This window comes from Paraburkholderia sp. RAU6.4a (assembly GCF_050435625.1).
Classification (GTDB): domain Bacteria; phylum Pseudomonadota; class Gammaproteobacteria; order Burkholderiales; family Burkholderiaceae; genus Paraburkholderia; species Paraburkholderia tuberum.
Map to the genome: position 1 here is coordinate 1655578 of NZ_JBNDKQ010000002.1, position 16194 is coordinate 1671771.

General features: G+C 62.0%; 15 protein-coding genes and 1 pseudogene. 8 read left to right on the forward strand and 8 right to left on the reverse strand.

The features are described 5' to 3' along the window. Window positions 1-82: 82 nt before the first annotated feature. A complete protein-coding gene (locus OKW40_RS12360) occupies window positions 83-1297 on the reverse strand; it encodes a transglycosylase SLT domain-containing protein (RefSeq protein WP_429489952.1) in 1215 nt (404 codons plus the stop codon). 615 nt (window positions 1298-1912) lie between these two features. Here OKW40_RS12360 and OKW40_RS12365 point away from each other — a divergent pair. Further along, on the forward strand, window positions 1913-3487 hold the full coding sequence (locus tag OKW40_RS12365; RefSeq protein WP_429489954.1) for a UbiD family decarboxylase: 1575 nt from the start codon (window positions 1913-1915) through the stop codon (window positions 3485-3487). Window positions 3488-3533: 46 nt separating this feature from the next. After that, entirely contained in the window at window positions 3534-4214 is a 681-nt protein-coding gene (locus OKW40_RS12370) for a LysE family translocator (RefSeq protein WP_429489956.1), read from the forward strand. Window positions 4215-4286: 72 nt separating this feature from the next. Here the strand turns inward: OKW40_RS12370 and OKW40_RS12375 are convergent, their stop codons facing one another. From OKW40_RS12375 to OKW40_RS12385, 3 genes are all read right to left on the reverse strand, one after another. Beyond that, a complete protein-coding gene (locus tag OKW40_RS12375; protein WP_429489958.1) occupies window positions 4287-5252 on the reverse strand; it encodes a threo-3-hydroxy-L-aspartate ammonia-lyase in 966 nt (321 codons plus the stop codon). 206 nt (window positions 5253-5458) lie between these two features. After that, on the reverse strand, window positions 5459-5770 hold the full coding sequence (locus OKW40_RS12380; protein ID WP_184058106.1) for a hypothetical protein: 312 nt from the start codon (window positions 5768-5770) through the stop codon (window positions 5459-5461). A 387-nt stretch (window positions 5771-6157) separates the two neighbouring features. Further along, window positions 6158-6319, reverse strand: a complete 162-nt coding sequence (locus OKW40_RS12385) for a hypothetical protein (RefSeq protein WP_167368604.1) — start codon at window positions 6317-6319, stop codon at window positions 6158-6160. A 276-nt stretch (window positions 6320-6595) separates the two neighbouring features. Between OKW40_RS12385 and OKW40_RS12390 the strand changes: the two genes are divergently transcribed. From OKW40_RS12390 to OKW40_RS12400, 3 genes are all read left to right on the forward strand, one after another. Further along, window positions 6596-7531 (forward strand): Rossmann-like and DUF2520 domain-containing protein, encoded by a 936-nt coding sequence (locus OKW40_RS12390; protein WP_429489960.1) that lies wholly within the window; start codon window positions 6596-6598, stop codon window positions 7529-7531. An 85-nt stretch (window positions 7532-7616) separates the two neighbouring features. Further along, window positions 7617-7937, forward strand: a complete 321-nt coding sequence (locus tag OKW40_RS12395) for an EthD family reductase (protein WP_184058111.1) — start codon at window positions 7617-7619, stop codon at window positions 7935-7937. Between the two features lie 157 nt (window positions 7938-8094). Next, window positions 8095-8658 (forward strand): YggT family protein, encoded by a 564-nt coding sequence (locus OKW40_RS12400; RefSeq protein WP_184053285.1) that lies wholly within the window; start codon window positions 8095-8097, stop codon window positions 8656-8658. A 58-nt stretch (window positions 8659-8716) separates the two neighbouring features. Here OKW40_RS12400 and OKW40_RS12405 read toward each other — a convergent pair whose 3' ends face one another. Next, the gene (locus OKW40_RS12405) at window positions 8717-10300 is read right to left on the reverse strand and encodes a methyl-accepting chemotaxis protein (RefSeq protein ID WP_429489962.1); all 1584 of its coding nucleotides are present in this window, start codon (window positions 10298-10300) and stop codon (window positions 8717-8719) included. Window positions 10301-11068: 768 nt separating this feature from the next. On the opposite strand from OKW40_RS12405, the gene OKW40_RS12410 reads away from it, so the two are divergent. Next, entirely contained in the window at window positions 11069-11344 is a 276-nt protein-coding gene (locus OKW40_RS12410; RefSeq protein WP_429489963.1) for a DUF1330 domain-containing protein, read from the forward strand. A gap of 73 nt (window positions 11345-11417) precedes the next feature. On the opposite strand, the gene OKW40_RS12415 is transcribed toward OKW40_RS12410, so the two are convergent. Next, a complete protein-coding gene (locus OKW40_RS12415) occupies window positions 11418-12323 on the reverse strand; it encodes a LysR family transcriptional regulator (protein ID WP_121320605.1) in 906 nt (301 codons plus the stop codon). A gap of 164 nt (window positions 12324-12487) precedes the next feature. Here OKW40_RS12415 and OKW40_RS12420 point away from each other — a divergent pair, with 164 nt between their 5' ends. Together OKW40_RS12420 and OKW40_RS12425 are read left to right on the forward strand one after the other, a co-directional pair. Continuing rightward, window positions 12488-13330, forward strand: a complete 843-nt coding sequence (locus OKW40_RS12420; RefSeq protein ID WP_121320607.1) for an NAD(P)H-dependent oxidoreductase — start codon at window positions 12488-12490, stop codon at window positions 13328-13330. Between the two features lie 15 nt (window positions 13331-13345). After that, window positions 13346-14316 (forward strand): annotated as a pseudogene (locus OKW40_RS12425) (MFS transporter). 41 nt (window positions 14317-14357) lie between these two features. Here OKW40_RS12425 and OKW40_RS12430 read toward each other — a convergent pair. Continuing rightward, window positions 14358-15518: an IS30 family transposase gene (locus tag OKW40_RS12430; RefSeq protein WP_429488392.1), complete on the reverse strand. Its 1161-nt coding sequence runs from the start codon at window positions 15516-15518 to the stop codon at window positions 14358-14360. A gap of 178 nt (window positions 15519-15696) precedes the next feature. Next, window positions 15697-16011, reverse strand: coding sequence for a hypothetical protein (locus OKW40_RS12435; RefSeq protein ID WP_429489966.1), 315 nt, complete (start codon window positions 16009-16011; stop codon window positions 15697-15699). Between the last annotated feature and the right edge of the window lie 183 nt (window positions 16012-16194).

A 16194-nucleotide genomic window follows, 5' to 3' on the forward strand; every position in this document is an offset into this window, starting at 1 on the left:
ATTCGGCAGCAACCGGCCTGCCAGACGCAAAAAAGGACACCCGAGGGTGTCCTTGTTTTCATGCGGCACGGCAACGTCTAACTCAAGCCCCAAGCTCCGACGCCGACGCCACGTGGCGCGTCGTCGAATTGGCGTTCGCGTCGTCCTGATCGGCCGGCTGCGTGTGCACCGCCGACGTCGCCGGGCTCAGCGCGTGACCGCCTTGCAGCGTCACCTGAACGCGCTTGCCGTTGCCACCACTCGTCGCCGCGGCTGGCGCCGGCGTGGCCGACGCGGTCAGCACCGGAGCTTGCGGCGCATTGATCGGCACCTTACGGCCGCGCGCGACGTCGCGCAGACGACCGCGCTCGGCCATCACCTTCGCGCCGTACCCGCCGTCATCCGGCGTGGTCGAGCCGACGTACAGACGCAGGCCGCCCGGCAGCGAGCCGCCACGCGCGATGCAATCCTTCAGCACGAGCGCGCCGACCTTGATGTTCGCGAGCGGTTCGAGCGCCGCGCGTTGGCCGCCGAAATACTGGAATTTGTCCGAATGCACCTTCGACATCACCTGCATCAGGCCCTGCGCGCCGACGCCGCTCTCGGCGTACGGATTGAAGCCCGATTCGATCGCCATCACTGACAGCAGCAGCAGCGGATCGAGGCCGACTTCGCGGCCGGTGTCGAACGCGGCTTTGACGAGCTCGCCGACGGGCTCCTGAGCGACGCGATAACGCCGCGCGAGGTACGACGCGACCAGGTCCTGCTCGTGGCTCGACACGAGCACGCGGTCATCGCGTGCATCGGCGGACACGCGCTGCTGCGGAATCAGACGTGCGAGCGCGCTGACGCCCTGCATCGTGCGCGGATCGAGGCCGTTGAGCGCGGCGGCGCTCGTGCCCGACGTGCCGGCGCCGTCGAACGCGCCGTCGAAGCCGGTGGTGGCCGCGGTGAGGGTCATGCTGCCGTCGTTCGAGCCATCGGTGGGACTCGGCGTGGTCAGCATGTTCGGCGAATTGGCCGACAGCGGTTCGTCGGAGGATGCGTCGGCGTTTCTGGTCGGTCCGATGGCGGGCAGCGGATTGCCTTGCAGCAGGCGGGCGGGGCCCGCTTGCACGGCGGCGGAAATGACCGGCATCAGACGCGCGGCGAGCGCGCCGCGCCAGGTCGGCATCAGCCACAGTGCGAGAGCCAGCACCACGGCGATCCCGCCGACAATGCTGAACAGGTGATGACTCAGTCGCGTCCCGCTGCGCAGCGCACCGCGCACAACCTGCGCAATACGCTCATCGGGACGCCACGATAACCAGGCGTTCATTCAGATCTCCCATCTTGCATGATCCGCGAACTCCGCCGGGACAAATCAGGCGGTACGGCGCGCTCGCAGAGTCAAGACATCGCGTGCTCTCTGGTTGGGCAGCAGCGACGTCGGGAAAACGGCAACAAATACCGTTTGGGGAGCCATCTCAAAAACAGCCCACACATACTCGATGTGTATCGGGCTTGGCTCCCACGCGAAAAACCAGCGTTGGTGGACGCTGGTGAGGGACTTCAATAATGCCGTTCTACCCTGCAGGGAAGCAAAACGGTGACGCGTTGCGTCTGAGGACCGGGGGCGACGGTAAAAAGGTTAACGCCCTGCAACCAATGTGGACGGATTCTATGCACGGTTTTATAGATCGTCAACACTATAGAATTCAAGAATGATAACTTTTCGTAATTATGAACAGTGTTCAGTCACCCGAGAACCGCGCTCAATGCGCGTTTCGGGCGATCCGACCCTGGCTGTTTGGACTAGACCAATTGGTTGATCTACGTGCGGTGGCTAACGCAGGTAAAATCGACAATCGTTTTTTGCGTCAGATAGGTACCAACGCCGTTCCTCCTGCCTCCCCGTCCTATGCGCCGTGCATGCGGCCCTGAACCGTCACAGATGAAATACAAAGACTTACGCGATTTCATCGGCCGCCTCGAGGCGATCGGTGAATTGCGCCGAATTTCGCAAAAAGTGTCGCCGAATCTCGAAATGACCGAACTTTGCGACCGTGTGCTCCGCGCGGGCGGCCCGGCTCTGTTGTTCGAGAACACCGAGCGGCACGCGTTCCCGGTGCTCGGCAATCTGTTCGGCACGCCGCGTCGCGTCGCGCTTGGCATGGGCATCGATGCCGAAGCGGGCGCGGGCGACCAGGCGGCGCTCGAATCGCTGCGCGATGTCGGTCGGCTACTCTCCGCGTTGAAGGAACCCGAGCCGCCGAAAGGGCTCAAGGACGCCGGCAAGCTGCTGTCGCTAGCGAAGGCCGTGTGGGACATGGCGCCGAAAACGGTCAACGCACCACCCTGCCAGGAAATCGTCTGGGAAGGCAATGACGTCGACCTTGCCAAATTGCCCATTCAGACCTGCTGGCCCGGCGATGCCGGGCCGTTGATCACCTGGGGTCTGACCGTCACGAAAGGGCCGAACAAGAGTCGACAAAACCTGGGTATCTATCGCCAGCAACTGATCGGGCGTAACAAGCTGATCATGCGCTGGCTGGCGCATCGCGGCGGCGCGCTCGATTTTCGTGAGTTCGCGCTTAAAAATCCCGGCAAGCCGTATCCGGTGGCCGTCGTGCTCGGTGCGGACCCGGCGACGATTCTCGGCGCGGTCACGCCGGTGCCCGACACGCTGTCCGAATACCAGTTCGCCGGCCTGCTGCGCGGCGGGCGCACCGAGCTCGCGAAATGCGTCACACCGGGCGTCGACGGTCTGCAGGTCCCCGCGCGCGCCGAGATCGTGCTCGAGGGCTTCATCTATCCGCAGGAAGGCGCACCCTCGCCCGCCCCGGCCGGCGCACCGCCGCGTCCGTCGAAAGGTGCGTCGGCCACGTACGAACACGCGCTCGAAGGCCCGTATGGCGATCACACCGGCTACTACAACGAACAGGAGTGGTTCCCGGTCTTCACGGTCGAGCGCATCACGATGCGCCGCGACGCGATCTATCACTCCACCTACACCGGCAGACCGCCCGACGAGCCGGCGGTGCTCGGCGTCGCGCTGAACGAAGTGTTCGTACCGCTGCTGCAGAAGCAGTTCACCGAGATCACGGACTTCTATCTGCCGCCCGAAGGCTGCAGTTACCGCATGGCGATCGTGCAAATGAAGAAGAGCTACCCCGGCCACGCGAAACGCGTGATGTTCGGCGTGTGGAGCTTCCTGCGGCAGTTCATGTATACGAAGTTCATCGTCGTCGTCGATGAGGACGTCAATATCCGGGACTGGAAGGAAGTGATCTGGGCGATCACCACGCGAGTGGACCCGACGCGCGACACGGTGCTCGTCGACCGCACGCCGATCGACTATCTCGATTTCGCGTCGCCGGTAGCCGGCCTCGGCTCGAAGATGGGGCTCGACGCAACCAACAAGTGGCCGGGCGAAACCGACCGTGAATGGGGCCGCCCGATCGTGATGGACGACGCGGTCAAACAGCGCATCGATAGCTTGTGGAACGAGTTGGGCCTCGGCCTGTAACACGCGCGGGACAACACAATCAATAACGGATGGAGCGCTCGCGCGGATGCACGCTTTTTCAATGATGTCGGACGGCTTTTTTCTGTCCTTGTCGCTGTGCCTCGATATCGGTCTCGTCAACGTCGCGATCATTTCGCTGACGCTGTCGCACGGCTTTCGGCCGGGCTTCTGGCTCGGCCTCGGCTCGTGCGTCGGCGATCTCATTTACGCAACGCTCGCGCTCGCGGGCATGGCCGCGCTGCTGCAGTTCGAATCGGTGCGCTGGGTCGTATGGATCGGCGGCGCGGCGATCCTCCTGTTTCTCACCTGGAAGATGGCGCGTGAAGCGATGTTCCCGGCCACGGCGCAAGCTGTTGCCGGCGAAGGCGACGCGGCTGCGCCGCATCAGTCGGCATGGCGCGGGTTTCTGCGCGGCGTGCTGCTCGCGGTGTCGTCGCCGTCGGCGATCCTGTGGTTCGCAGCGGTCGGCGGCGCGCTGATCGCGAAGGCCGGCGCAACGAGCCCGACAACCGCGCTGATCTTCCTCGGCGGATTCTTTCTGGGCGGGCTGTGCTGGACGCTTTTCATCTGCGGGCTCGGCAGCCACGGACGCAAGCGCGCGGGCGCCGGTCTGCTGCGCGCGTGTCACGTTCTGTCGGCGCTGCTGTTCGCCTATTTCTCGTACAGCGTGATCGTCAACGGGTATCGCGATCTGATCGTGCAGAGCACCGCGCAGGTGGCAAGCTGAAGCGGCTCGCGAACAAAAAAAACGGCTCGCATCGGCGAGCCGTTTTTCTTCATGCGACTCGACGTGAGCCGCTCATCCGAGGTACTGCGCGAGCTTCGGCAGATCGACATTGCCACCGCTCACCACCACGCCGACGCGCTTGCCGTTCACCGGCACGACGCCGTTCAGCACCGCCGCCGCCGCGAGACAACCAGTGGGTTCGACGACGATCTTCATGCGCTGCGCGAAAAAGCGCATCGTCTCGATCAGTTGCGCATCGCTGACCGTTTCGATTTGCGCGACCAGTTGGCGGATGACCGCGAACGTATAGTGGCCCAGATGCGTCGAGGCGGCGCCATCGGCAATCGTGCGCGGCGCGTCGATATGAACGATCTCGCCGCGTGCGAGCGACTGCTGGCCGTCGTTGCCCGCCTCGGGCTCGATGCCGATCACCGTGCAGGCCGGGCTCAGCGCGGCCGCCGACAATGCGCTGCCGCTGATCAACCCGCCACCGCCAAGGCACACGAACAACATGTCGAGCGGGCCGGTTTCGTCGATCAGTTCTTTGACCGCAGTGCCCTGGCCGGCGATCACGTGCGGATGATCGTACGGCGGGATCAGCGTCATGCCGCGCTCTTCGGCGAGCCGGCGGCCGATTTCCTCGCGATTTTCCTTGTAGCGGTCGTAGCTGATCACTTCGCCGCCGTAGCCTTTGGTCGCGGCGACCTTGGCCTCGGGTGCGTCGTGCGGCATCACGATCGTCGCGTGAATACCGGCGAGGCGCGCCGACAGCGCGATCGCCTGCGCGTGATTGCCCGACGAATAGGTCAGCACGCCCGCCTTGCGCTGCTCCGCGTCGAAATGCGAAATCGCGTTGTACGCGCCGCGGAACTTGAACGCGCCCATGCGCTGGAAGTTTTCGCACTTGAAGAACACCGACGCGCCAGTGCGCTCGTCGAACGTGCTCGATGTCAGAACGGGGGTGCGGTGCGCGACGCCTTCGAGACGCGCGGCGGCGTCGAGGACGTCATCGAAGGTGGGAGCGGGAAGCGCTTGCATCGGGGAAACTCTCCTGGAGCGGTGGCGAAGCAGCCATTCTCCCAGCTTCCTCGATGCTTTGGAACGGCGCTCGCGCGAGCGCGCGACACCAGCCAGGAACGCTGCGGAAAGCAAAAACCAGCGACACAAAAAGAAACGACGTAACCCGGCACAAGCCGGCGTTACGCCGTCGACGTTCCCACGCGCGTCAAGCGCGCCCGCACTTCTTAATGACGATAGTACGAGTGCCCATAGCCGCGATAGTAGCCACGGTAGCCGTGGTAGTAGCCACGATAGTAAGGGCGGCCATAGCCGTAATAGCCTCCGACCACCACCGGAGCCGGTGCGAACACAACCGGCGGCGCGTACACCGGCGCAGGCGGCGGGGCGTAATAGACAGGCGGCGGCGCCGCATAGACCGGATAGGCCGGCGCGATCGGCACCCCAAGGCCGATACCGACGGAAACACCTGCCTCAGCGGCCCCGGCAAGTCCCAAGCCGAGTGCGGCTGCAACGACAAACGGAACGATCTTTTTCACTTCTATTCTCCTAGCGCGGCCTGCCAAGGTCGCCGACTGCGCATGCCTCGCATGCTGTGAAATCAATGTATCTAAAAAGCCCCAGCCGAAATGTTCGCATTTGTTGCAAATTGCAAGGGCGAGCCGAAGCGTTTTGCCGAGCGCGGCGCGAGCGCGCCTACGCGCCGCCGCGACCTGAGCGAAATCAGCCGGGAATCAAGGGGTTGCACGCGGGCGACGGGCCGCGCGTCACAGGTCTGATCGAGCGCGGGGGTTTGAGTTCGCGCATCGGTAATCTTTAATTACAAATTCGCTTCAATCCTGACAGCCGGAAGAAAATTCCCAACAAAAAATGCCCGGCTCAATTGCTCGAGGCCGGGCATTTTGTCACCTGCGAAGACCGCGCGACTAGCCGACCTTCACGTACACGAATTCGCGGGACACGTTGGGCGGCACGTATGCGCCGCTGATCCGCACGCGCGGCGTAAGGCGCTTTTTCTGATCCCACCAGCGACGGCGCTGGGCGCGCGTCAGGAACCGCAAGTGCTTTCGGTAAGAAAAAATACTCATCTCGACCCTCCCGAATTTCTGACTGCGAACGAAGTACGGAAAATACGACCGCCAAACCGGCTCATCGACCACTGTTCCTGTCACGTACGATTGTGAGCAGTTTTCACAACCGTGGGCGTCACGCCACCCGATGACCGACCGTTGGCGCCATATCGCCCGCAAACTTATCCGACGACCGCTGTCGAACCGTGGAAGGGGCCGGATCGCGGCCGCGCTTCGCCGGATGCGAGATACTGCTGCTTTCCCGTTCACACGATCCGTCTGGAGCAGGTGACCATGTCCCAGTCTTCCTTGCCGCGCGTCGGCTTCATCGGCGCGGGGCGGCTCGCGCGTTGTCTCGCGCTCGCGTTTGCGCGCGCCGGCTATCCGGTCACCGCGGTGGCGAGCCGCTCGGCCGATTCCGCGCGCCGGCTCGCCGACCAGATCGCACACTGCGCGGCCACTGACGACCCGCAACAGGCCGTCGACGCCGCCGATATCGTTTTTTTAGCCGTTCCTGACGACAGCATCGGTACGACAGCGCACACACTCCGCTTTGGAGGCGATGCGGCAAGCCACCCCGGCAAAGCGCTCGTGCACTGCAGCGGCGCCTCGCCGGTCGAACTGCTCGCGCCAGCGCGCGATCAGGGCGCGGCGATCGGCGGCTTTCATCCGTTGTATCTATTTAGCGGCGAACTCGCCGATCTCGAGCGTATCGTGGGCTGCTCGGTGACGATCGAAGCCGACGGCGAACTGAAGGAGACGCTGACCGCGCTCGCGCTCGCGCTGCGCTGCCATCCGCTGTCGATTCCGCCGGGCGGCCGCATGCTGTATCACGCCGCCGCGCACTACGCGGCGAGCTTCGCGCTCTGCAGCCTCGCCGAATGCGTGGCGTTGTGGCGCACGCTCGGCTTCGCCGAAGACGACGCGCTGCGCGCGCTGCTGCCGATGCTCGCGGGCACGATCGAAACCGCGCGCGACAAGGGCCTGCCGAACGCGCTCGCGGGGCCGGTATCGCGCGGCGACACGGGTGTCGTCGAGAAGCAGCTAGCGCTGCTCGAAGGCCTCGGCGGCGACCATGCCGCGCTGTATGGTCTGCTGACGCGCCGCGCGGTCAACCTCGCCCGACGTCGCGCAACGCCGGCCGTGACGATTGAAGCGATCTCCGAAGCTGTGGAAGAATCGCTGGGCCGCTCGCTGAATCAGGCCGCGGCAGGTGCAAGCGTCAAGTAAGCCGTGATAATGTGACGTCCGGCACGCCGGGCGAACCACGCGACGACCCGCGCCGCGCTTCGGGACCAACAGACGAGAACGCACAATGATCAAGGTCAGCATCCTCTACCCGTACCGGGAAAACGGCCGTTTCGACATGGACTACTACTGCGCGACCCATATGCCGCTCGCGGCGAAGCTGTTCGCGCCGGCGCTGAAAGGCTGGTCGGTCGACGCGGGCCTGAACGCCGGGCCGCCCGGCACGCCACCGCCTTACGTGGCCGCGGGACACTTCCTGTTCGATAGCGCGGACGACTTCTATAAAGTGTTCAAGCCCGCGTCCGAGCAACTATTAGCGGATATCCCGAACTACACCGACGGCGGCAACGGCACAATCCTGATCAGCGAGGTCCGGATTTCCGTGTGATGCCGGACAGACAGCCATCGGGAGGCGGCGCGCAATGACGTCGAACCTCCGGTTGGCTAACCGGGTAAATCCAGAAAACCGCCGGCACGCACCGATCGGGCGACGCCGGCAGCCCGCGGCCGGTCGGCGGCCGTCATCAGAAGCATAAGGACACGAGATGTTTGGCGATATCGCCCGTTTTCTGCTCAATACCGTTTTCACGCTGTTTGGCGCCGCGCTGCTGTTGCGCGCGTGGCTGCAGGTTGTGCGCCTGCCGCCGTACAACCCGGTCTCGAACGCCGTGCTGCAGGCGACCAACTGGATCGTGCTGCCGCTGCGGCGCATCCTGCCGAGCACGCGCAACATCGACTGGGCGAGCGTGGTCGCAACGCTGATCGCCGCGATCATCTACGTCGTCCTGATGATCGTGCTGACGGGCGCGGATCCGCTGACGCTCGTGCCGACGATGCTGATCGTCGCGGTGCTCACCGCGATCAAGTGGGCGCTCAATCTGATCATCTGGATGACGATCCTGATGGCGCTGCTGTCGTGGCTCAATCCTCGTTCGCCCGCGATGCCGATTCTGTATCAGCTGACCGCGCCGTTTCTGAATCCGTTGCGTCGCGTGCTGCCGAAATTCGGCGGTATCGATCTGTCGCCGATCCTGCTGTTCGTGATCGTGCAGGTGCTGCAGATGGTCGTCACGCGCGCGGCGGTTCAGCTGACTTATTTTGTGATCTGAGCTGGTGGCGCGGGAAAGTTGGGCTGACGCGCGGCGGCCGCTTGAGTCGGCGCGGCTTCTACACGGCTGCCGCGAAACCGCGGCTGTCCCCCGTCCGGAACACCGACACCGTCTGCTTCATCTTGCGCGCCTGCGTCTCGAGCGATTGCGCGGCCGCCGCGGCCTGTTCGACGAGCGCCGCGTTCCGCTGCGTGGTCTCGTCCATCTGCGTGACGGCCTGGCCGACCTGGTGAATGCTGCGGTTCTGCTCTTCGGAGGCCGTTGCGATCTCGCTGACGATATCCGACACGCGATGAATCGCGGCCTTGATATCCGCCATCGTCGTGCTGACTTCGGCTGCCTGCTGCGTGCCGCCTTCGATGATCGCGACCGACGTCGTGATCATCTCCTTGATCTCCTTGGCCGCGCTTGCCGAGCGCTGCGCGAGGTTGCGCACCTCGCTCGCGACCACCGCGAAACCGCGCCCCTGCTCGCCCGCGCGCGCGGCCTCGACCGCCGCGTTCAACGCGAGAATATTGGTTTGGAACGCGATGCCCTCGATCACGCCGGTGATCTCCGAGATTTTCGTCGAACTGCCGCTGATATCACCGATGGTGCGCACCATGCCCTCGACGGCAGTGTTGCCGGTGTTGGCGACCTGTGCAGCCTCAGTCGCGAGCGCGCTCGCATTGCGCGCGTTGTCGCTGTTGCGGGTGACGGTCTGCGTCAATTCCGACATGCTCGCCGCGGTCTGTTCGAGCGAAGCGGCCTGCTCTTCGGTGCGAGCGGACAGATCGATGTTGCCGCTCGCGATCTGCTGCGAAGCGATGCTGACCGACTCGGCGCTTTCGCGAATCGAACCGATCGTCGCCGCGAGACGCTCCTGCATGTGCGCGACCGCGCGCAAGATGCTGCCGTCGTCGGCGGCGCCGGTGTGCAGTCGCTGGCTCAAGTCGCCGCCCGCGATCTGCTCGACGACCTTCGCGACTTCGGCCGGTTCGCCGCCGATCTGCCGCACGACCGCGCGCGTCACCAGCAGCCCCAGGCCGATCGCAACCGCGACGCCGACGACCGCGCAGCTCGCGATCCACCACGTCACCGAGCGAACCATCTCGAGGCCGTTCGCGACACGCTGTCTGGCCAACTCATCCCGCACGTCGGACAGCTTGATCATCAGCGTGCGCAGCTTGACGTGCAGCGGGTCGGTGGTCGATTTGAGCTCGGCGAGCGCGCCGCTCTGATCGCCCTGATCGGCCAGTGCCATCACCTTCGCGACCGAACTCATATAGGCCGGATAGGCGGCGTCGAAGTCGCTCAGCAATTGCTTCTGCGCGTCGGTGGTCGCGTGCTTGCGCTCGTAGTCGAATGCCGACAGGATCGCCGCTTCACCGCCGTGATTCAGGCGCACCGTATCGGCGCGGCCTGCCGGCTCCGGATTCAGGATGTACGAATAGAGGCGCCGGAAGTGCGAAGCGGCCTGCCACGCGGCGGTGCCGTCGTCGCGCACAGGCACGAATTCGCGGTCGTACATTTCGGTTTGCATCGTCGCGACTTCGCGCACCTTCAGCACACCGACCGTGCCGACGATGGCCGTCACGAACGCGCACAGCATCAACGAGCCGACAAGCTTCTGGCTCAGTTTCAGATTGGAAAGCCACTGCATCTTGGGAAAATCTCTTGATCGGGATGGGAAGCGCCGGGTTCGTGCCGGCTTGCGGGTGCGCAAGCGCACGGTGTTGGGCAGTATTCGGATTAACGGCAGGCGCAGACAAAGTCTGAAGGCTCGCGCCGTTCGAACCGCAGAAGCGAAAAGACGGGTCGGCTGCTCGTGCGCGCGAGCCATACCCCTGCCCAAACGGCCCAAAAGCCTGTAAAATCGCGAGTTCTGCGGGCGTCGTATAATGGTAATACCCTAGCTTCCCAAGCTGCAACGGCTTGAGCAAACCCACTATTCATGCGGGTTTCTGACGTGGTTTTCCCGCAGGCACCACTGAAAACCACATGTCATGCGGGTTTGACGGCGACGCCAGTTTTCGCGCCAGCACTTCACGTTAGAAGCTGCTGATCTAGACACAACACCGAATTAATCCAAACTCGACCGCTCGCCTATCCGGCCGTGATCGGCCACTTTCGGACATTCAACAACCAGCCGAGGATTGGCAACAATCGTTAGATTCGCAACAGGAAAAAACGTCTCGCCGGATGCAATTGGAATGCTTTACGCCAAAGAATTGTTTGATCTTCGGCTTCAGTTCGCCGAAAGGGTCTCAGAGTTAGGGGCCATCCCTTTGGAGGCGGCTCTTCTTGACTTCACGAATTTCTACGTACGGTTCGTTGGCGATAGAAAATGCGATGGCAATAATCCGATCTGGACAGCATATTTGGCGGGGTTGGGGCGCGAGACCGACCGTCGGTGCGTCCGGTCAGACGCATGAAATTTGGTGTAGTTGTCGAAATCAGAGATGTGGACGAAAAGAGTGATGTCTCGAGCGCATTAACGACACGGTCTATTGCGCGTCACGGTGGACAAATAGTCATGTGGGGCGGTGCTGCCTATCCAGACATGATCGAAAACTTTGAGTGCGCGCTTATCATTCAATTTCCAAGGGCTGACGCCGCACGCCACTGGTACAAAACTGGCGATAACGCGAGCGCCGGATCGACGCAAAGAGAAAACCTCAACATCCGAGTGACGCTAATAAGTTAAATTCGCCAACGCGACGCACGGGACGGCCACTTTTCAACGGAACCCTTTCTAAGTCGTCACATCTTCGCGCCTCCTAATTGTCCCCCTTAATGCCTGAACCGATAAGCTCCCGTAACCATTGATGCGAAAGGTCGCGATGTGACCGTTCGTGCCACAGCATTACCATTTCGTACCCAGGAACCTCGACCGGTGGCGCGATCGATTGCAATCTGGATTCGCCTTTAAGCAGTCGCGATGGGAGCATCGCGACCAAGTCGGTACGCGACAAAACGTCTTGTACGAAGGTGAAATGAGGTACTGAAAGTACAACTCGCCTCTTCAAACCAATCTGCGCCAAAGTCATATCAGTGACGCCGACAAATCCCCCTCCATCCGGTGACACGATTACATGATCCAGTTTGCAAAACTGCGACACGGTAATTCTTCGTTTGAGTCGCGGATGATCAGGCCGTCCGACCAAGACATACTTTTCCTGAAACAAAGTCTTTCGGCGCAACCCGTCTGGTGCTTCGTCCGCCGTATGGAATGCTAGATCAACTTCACCTTTTTCGCATTGTCTCGCGATGAGACGGGGGGCGATCTGCGTAACGCTAACGCGAGAATTCGGCGCATATTCACGCAGCCTTGGAAGCGTGGGTAGCAGTACTGTCGTTTCACTGTAATCCGTCGCTGCAATATTCCAAGTTAGGGCTGCGGTGTATGGGTCAAACGGCTGTAACGGCGACATGACTTCGTTCAGGGCAGCTAGGGCCACGGAAAGCGACTCCCGCAGCGAGTCGGCTCTTGCCGTTGGTCGCATACCGCGAGGCCCGGGTAAAAGCAGAGGATCCTTAAAGACTCTTCTGAGCTTCGATAGGTGGACGCTGACAGACGGCTGCGACAGATTGAGGCGCTCGGCCGCCCGACTTACGTGGTGCTCCTCCAGCAATACATTGAGCGTGCGCAGAAGGTTCAGGTCGAGACTACGCAAATTATCCATGGCAATACCAGGTATCTATGAAATTCATTTCAAATATACCTGATCACCATTTACGCTGCATGCTTCACCACCAACGAGATGAACGGTGAAAGTCCTTTGGGCTGTCTAGCTTTGAGGAGAACGGTCGAAAGCTGCCTCTTCCCTTTCTTATTCAGGATCACCGCATGAGCAATGTTCTTATCGTCCACGCCCATCCAGAGGCCCAGTCGCTGACCGGCTCTTTGAAGAACCTCGCGGTCGAAACGCTGACCGCACAGGGCCATCAGGTTCAAGTATCTGACCTTTACGCCATGCACTGGAAGGCCGTCGCCGATGCAGCCGACTTCCCGCAGCGTAAGAACGCCGATCGGCTACGCTATGCATCGGAATCGGGCAACGCCTTCGCCACGGGCACCCAACCCGCCGATGTCGTGGCTGAGCAGCAGAAGCTGCTGTGGGCCGACGCGGTCATCCTCACCTTCCCGATGTGGTGGTTCAGCACGCCGGCGATCCTGAAGGGGTGGGTCGAGCGTGTCTATGCACATGGCTTCGCTTACGGCGTCGGCCTGCAGGGTGGTGAGCGCTGGGGCGATCGGTATGGTGAAGGAACGCTAGCCGGTCGCCGGGCGATGGTTGTCGTCAGCATGGGCGGCCGCGAGCCGCACTATAGCGAGCGCGGTGTCAATGGCCGACTCGACGAGATCTTGTGGCCCGTCCAGCATGGACAGCTTTTCTATCCGGGCATGAATGTTATGCCGCCCTTCCCCATCTATCAGAGCGACCGCCTGTCTGAAGAGCGCTGGGTGGAAGTCGCGGCAGCCTTCAAGGTCCGGATGGAGAATCTCTTCACCGACACGCCAATCCCGTATCGCACTCAGAATGGCGGACACTATGATGGACAGCAGGTGCTCAAGCCCGGTCTCGGTTCCGGAGAAACGGGCCTCCGCATCCACCTGGCACAACAGGGCGATCCCGTTGAGAACCTGGACTCAGCCGAATCACAGCCCGCGGCGCTTGCCCGCGCCTGATCAGGATTGCCAATCATGCGCGCGTTCCGCTCCAACGGTCAGGTCGGCCTCGAAGCCCTCACGATGGTCGACTTGCCCGATCCCGACATACCGGCCCGGGAGAAATCCGGGTCCACCTGTATGCGACCTCGCTCAATTATCACGATCTGGGCGTCGTGACGGGGCGGCTTCCAGCCTCTCCGGGACGCATCCCCATGGCGGACGGAGCAGGCGTGGTCGAGGCGGTCGGGCCGGACGTAGAGGCTTTCTCAGTCGGCGACCATGTCGTGTCGACTTTCTCTCCGACGTGGCTTGATGGCGAGCCGCAGATCGCCGATTTCGCGACGCCGCCGGGCGACGGTATCGACGGTTACGCACGCGAAGCGGTCGTGGCACCAGTACACGCCTTCACACACGCACCGACGGGTTACACTCATGCCAAAGCAGCGACGCTGACAACGGCAGGGCTAACGGCTTGGCGAGCTCTCGTCGTCGATGGTGGATTGAAGGCCGGTGCAACTGTGCTGGTGCTGGTGGCGGGCGGTAGTTTTGCAGCCGGCCGACTTTGCCGCGCTTACGGTACCCGCCATGTCGTTGTCGGGGGCTTCGTGCTTTACGCGCTCGGTTTTGCAGGATTGCTCGGCTTGTCGAGTGACACATCCTACTGGCGTGTGGCGTTGTATCTGACGGCGGTTGGCTTTGGCTCGGGTGTGATAACGCCAGCCGTCACGGCCGCAGTGATGACTGCTGTCGACACAGGCCGTGCTGGGGTGGCGGCTGGCGTGCTCAATGCAAGCAGGCAGAGCGGCTCGGCATTCGCGGTGGCTGCCTTTGGCGCGTTGATGAGTACGGCGTGGGCACCAGGGCAAGGGGTACTCATGGCTACGCTCTTTGCAATCGGGCTATCGCTTGGAGCGGCCGCATGCTGGTGGACCACATCCCGCTACAACACGGGCAGCCCCAGATCGCCGGAGGTCCGCTGGGACGACACAAGACCGAATGTATGACCGTTGTCGAGAAACCCGACTGTCCCTTCTGGGTGGCGGATTCAACCGGTGGATGCAATAGTTTGCTGGAATCGTTCGGCGGGCGTCTCGTAGTCCAGTGTCTTTCTTGGACGCTCGTTCAGTCGTCTTGCCACAGCGTTGAGTTTGGCCTGCGAATACACTGACAGATCGGTACCTTTCGGGAAGTACTGCCTCAATAGTCCATTCGTGTTCTCATTCGACCCACGCTGCCAGGGATGTTGCGGGTCGCAGAAGTAGACGGCAATGTCGGTGGCGACGGTGAAGCGCTTGTGCCCGGCCATCTCCGTCCCCCGATCCCAGGTGAGCGACTTGTAGAGTTCCTGCGGTAACTTGCTGGCATGTTTGATGAGCGCATTGATGACCGTTTCGCTGTCCTTGCTGGCTATCTTCACCAGCATGACATAGCGTGTCTGGCGCTCGACGAGCGTCGCAATCTGGCTGCTGCCGCTACCGCACAGCAGATCACCTTCCCAGTGGCCCGGTACCGCGCGGTCTTCAACGCTAGCCGGGCGTTCGCTGATCGATACGGTGTCACGAATCCTGCCGTGATCCTCCGTCTTTAGCGTGTGATGGCGCGAACGGCGCATGGCCCGGGTGCGCCGCAGGTGCTCCAGCAACTCCTTCTTCAGGGCTCCACGGGCCTGTATGAAGAGAGAACGATAGATTGTCTCGTGGGACACGTGGTAGTCCTCGTTGTCTGGGTACGCGCGTCTGAGCCATCCGGCGATCTGCTGCGGTGACCACTGCAGTTGTAGCTTGGCTGCCACGATGTGCGCCAACATCCGGTGCTCAACCAGTTTACAGGCTTTGGGTCGCTGCGCGCGATCCCACGCGAGCTGATCGGCGTGGCTTGCCCGATAGCCGTCCGGGCCGCTGTTACGTTTGATCTCACGACAGATGGTGGAGGGAGCTCGCGAAAGTCGCATGGCGATTGACTGGATCGAATCGTCGGCCGCAAGTGCCCGTGAGATCTCTTCGCGCTCCTCCAGCGTCAATGCCAATCCCGATCGATGCCTTTGTGGTGGCTGGATTCCACCTGTCTCAGCCAGAATCCCCTGTACAGACGAGTGGTTCCGGTCAAAAAGCTGGGCGATCTTCTGGAGAGACTCTCCCTTCCGCCAACGTTCCCACATCAGCGCTTTCTGCTTCTCGCTGTAGTAAATCCGGCGTCGCTGTTTCATCTGCAACACTCCCACTGCTTGCGCAGTCTTCAGTGTGTTGCATCCACCGGTTGAATCCGCCGTCGATCTCTGCCATTCCACGCTTGCCATCAGCAAAGTGATTACCCTCACTGCCCTGACATCTAAACGAAAGGCTCCCGCAGGAGCCCTTCAGAGAACCATACAGTCCAGCAGCGAGTCACTTCTTCCCCATCGGCTCGTGCTTGTCCTTGATCATCTGGTAGTAAGTGCTCGCGCCGGCTTTCGTCAGCTTCACCTCGGCGATGAACTTCTCGATGACGTCCTTCCGCGTGACATCCTTCACAGTCCGCATCCGCTTGTAGATTTCCGTCGCCAGTTCCATCTTCGTCGGCGTAGCTGGTGCCGCCTTTGCTGCGGTATCGTTCGCCGTCACGTTGCCGGTCGGAGCAACGGGACCCGCCTTCGAGTCAACGGCAACCGGCTTACCTGCTTTCTCGTCCTTGCTCGCCACACCTTGCTTCTGATCGACCATGATCGCACTCCATTCGTTGAAAGTGCGTCCAAGGTCCAACAGATCGACCTGCAAGGCAACAGCAAGCAAGTGACCATGACCATCACGACGGCGACCACTTCGAAATTCAGCGAGCAACAGTGACAGTTTTCACGTCACCCTTACGCACCGGCATCCTATCCCCTTGATCTAACGGGGATTTCC

Coding starts and splice junctions, on each gene's coding strand:
- OKW40_RS12360 (WP_429489952.1), bottom strand. CDS start 1,297: ATGAACGCCTGGTTATCGTGGCGTCCCGATGAGCGTATTGCGCAGGTT.
- OKW40_RS12365 (WP_429489954.1), top strand. CDS start 1,913: ATGAAATACAAAGACTTACGCGATTTCATCGGCCGCCTCGAGGCGATC.
- OKW40_RS12370 (WP_429489956.1), top strand. CDS start 3,534: ATGCACGCTTTTTCAATGATGTCGGACGGCTTTTTTCTGTCCTTGTCG.
- OKW40_RS12375 (WP_429489958.1), bottom strand. CDS start 5,252: ATGCAAGCGCTTCCCGCTCCCACCTTCGATGACGTCCTCGACGCCGCC.
- OKW40_RS12385 (WP_167368604.1), bottom strand. CDS start 6,319: ATGAGTATTTTTTCTTACCGAAAGCACTTGCGGTTCCTGACGCGCGCC.
- OKW40_RS12390 (WP_429489960.1), top strand. CDS start 6,596: ATGTCCCAGTCTTCCTTGCCGCGCGTCGGCTTCATCGGCGCGGGGCGG.
- OKW40_RS12395 (WP_184058111.1), top strand. CDS start 7,617: ATGATCAAGGTCAGCATCCTCTACCCGTACCGGGAAAACGGCCGTTTC.
- OKW40_RS12400 (WP_184053285.1), top strand. CDS start 8,095: ATGTTTGGCGATATCGCCCGTTTTCTGCTCAATACCGTTTTCACGCTG.
- OKW40_RS12405 (WP_429489962.1), bottom strand. CDS start 10,300: ATGCAGTGGCTTTCCAATCTGAAACTGAGCCAGAAGCTTGTCGGCTCG.
- OKW40_RS12410 (WP_429489963.1), top strand. CDS start 11,069: ATGAAATTTGGTGTAGTTGTCGAAATCAGAGATGTGGACGAAAAGAGT.
- OKW40_RS12415 (WP_121320605.1), bottom strand. CDS start 12,323: ATGGATAATTTGCGTAGTCTCGACCTGAACCTTCTGCGCACGCTCAAT.
- OKW40_RS12420 (WP_121320607.1), top strand. CDS start 12,488: ATGAGCAATGTTCTTATCGTCCACGCCCATCCAGAGGCCCAGTCGCTG.
- OKW40_RS12430 (WP_429488392.1), bottom strand. CDS start 15,518: ATGAAACAGCGACGCCGGATTTACTACAGCGAGAAGCAGAAAGCGCTG.
- OKW40_RS12435 (WP_429489966.1), bottom strand. CDS start 16,011: ATGGTCGATCAGAAGCAAGGTGTGGCGAGCAAGGACGAGAAAGCAGGT.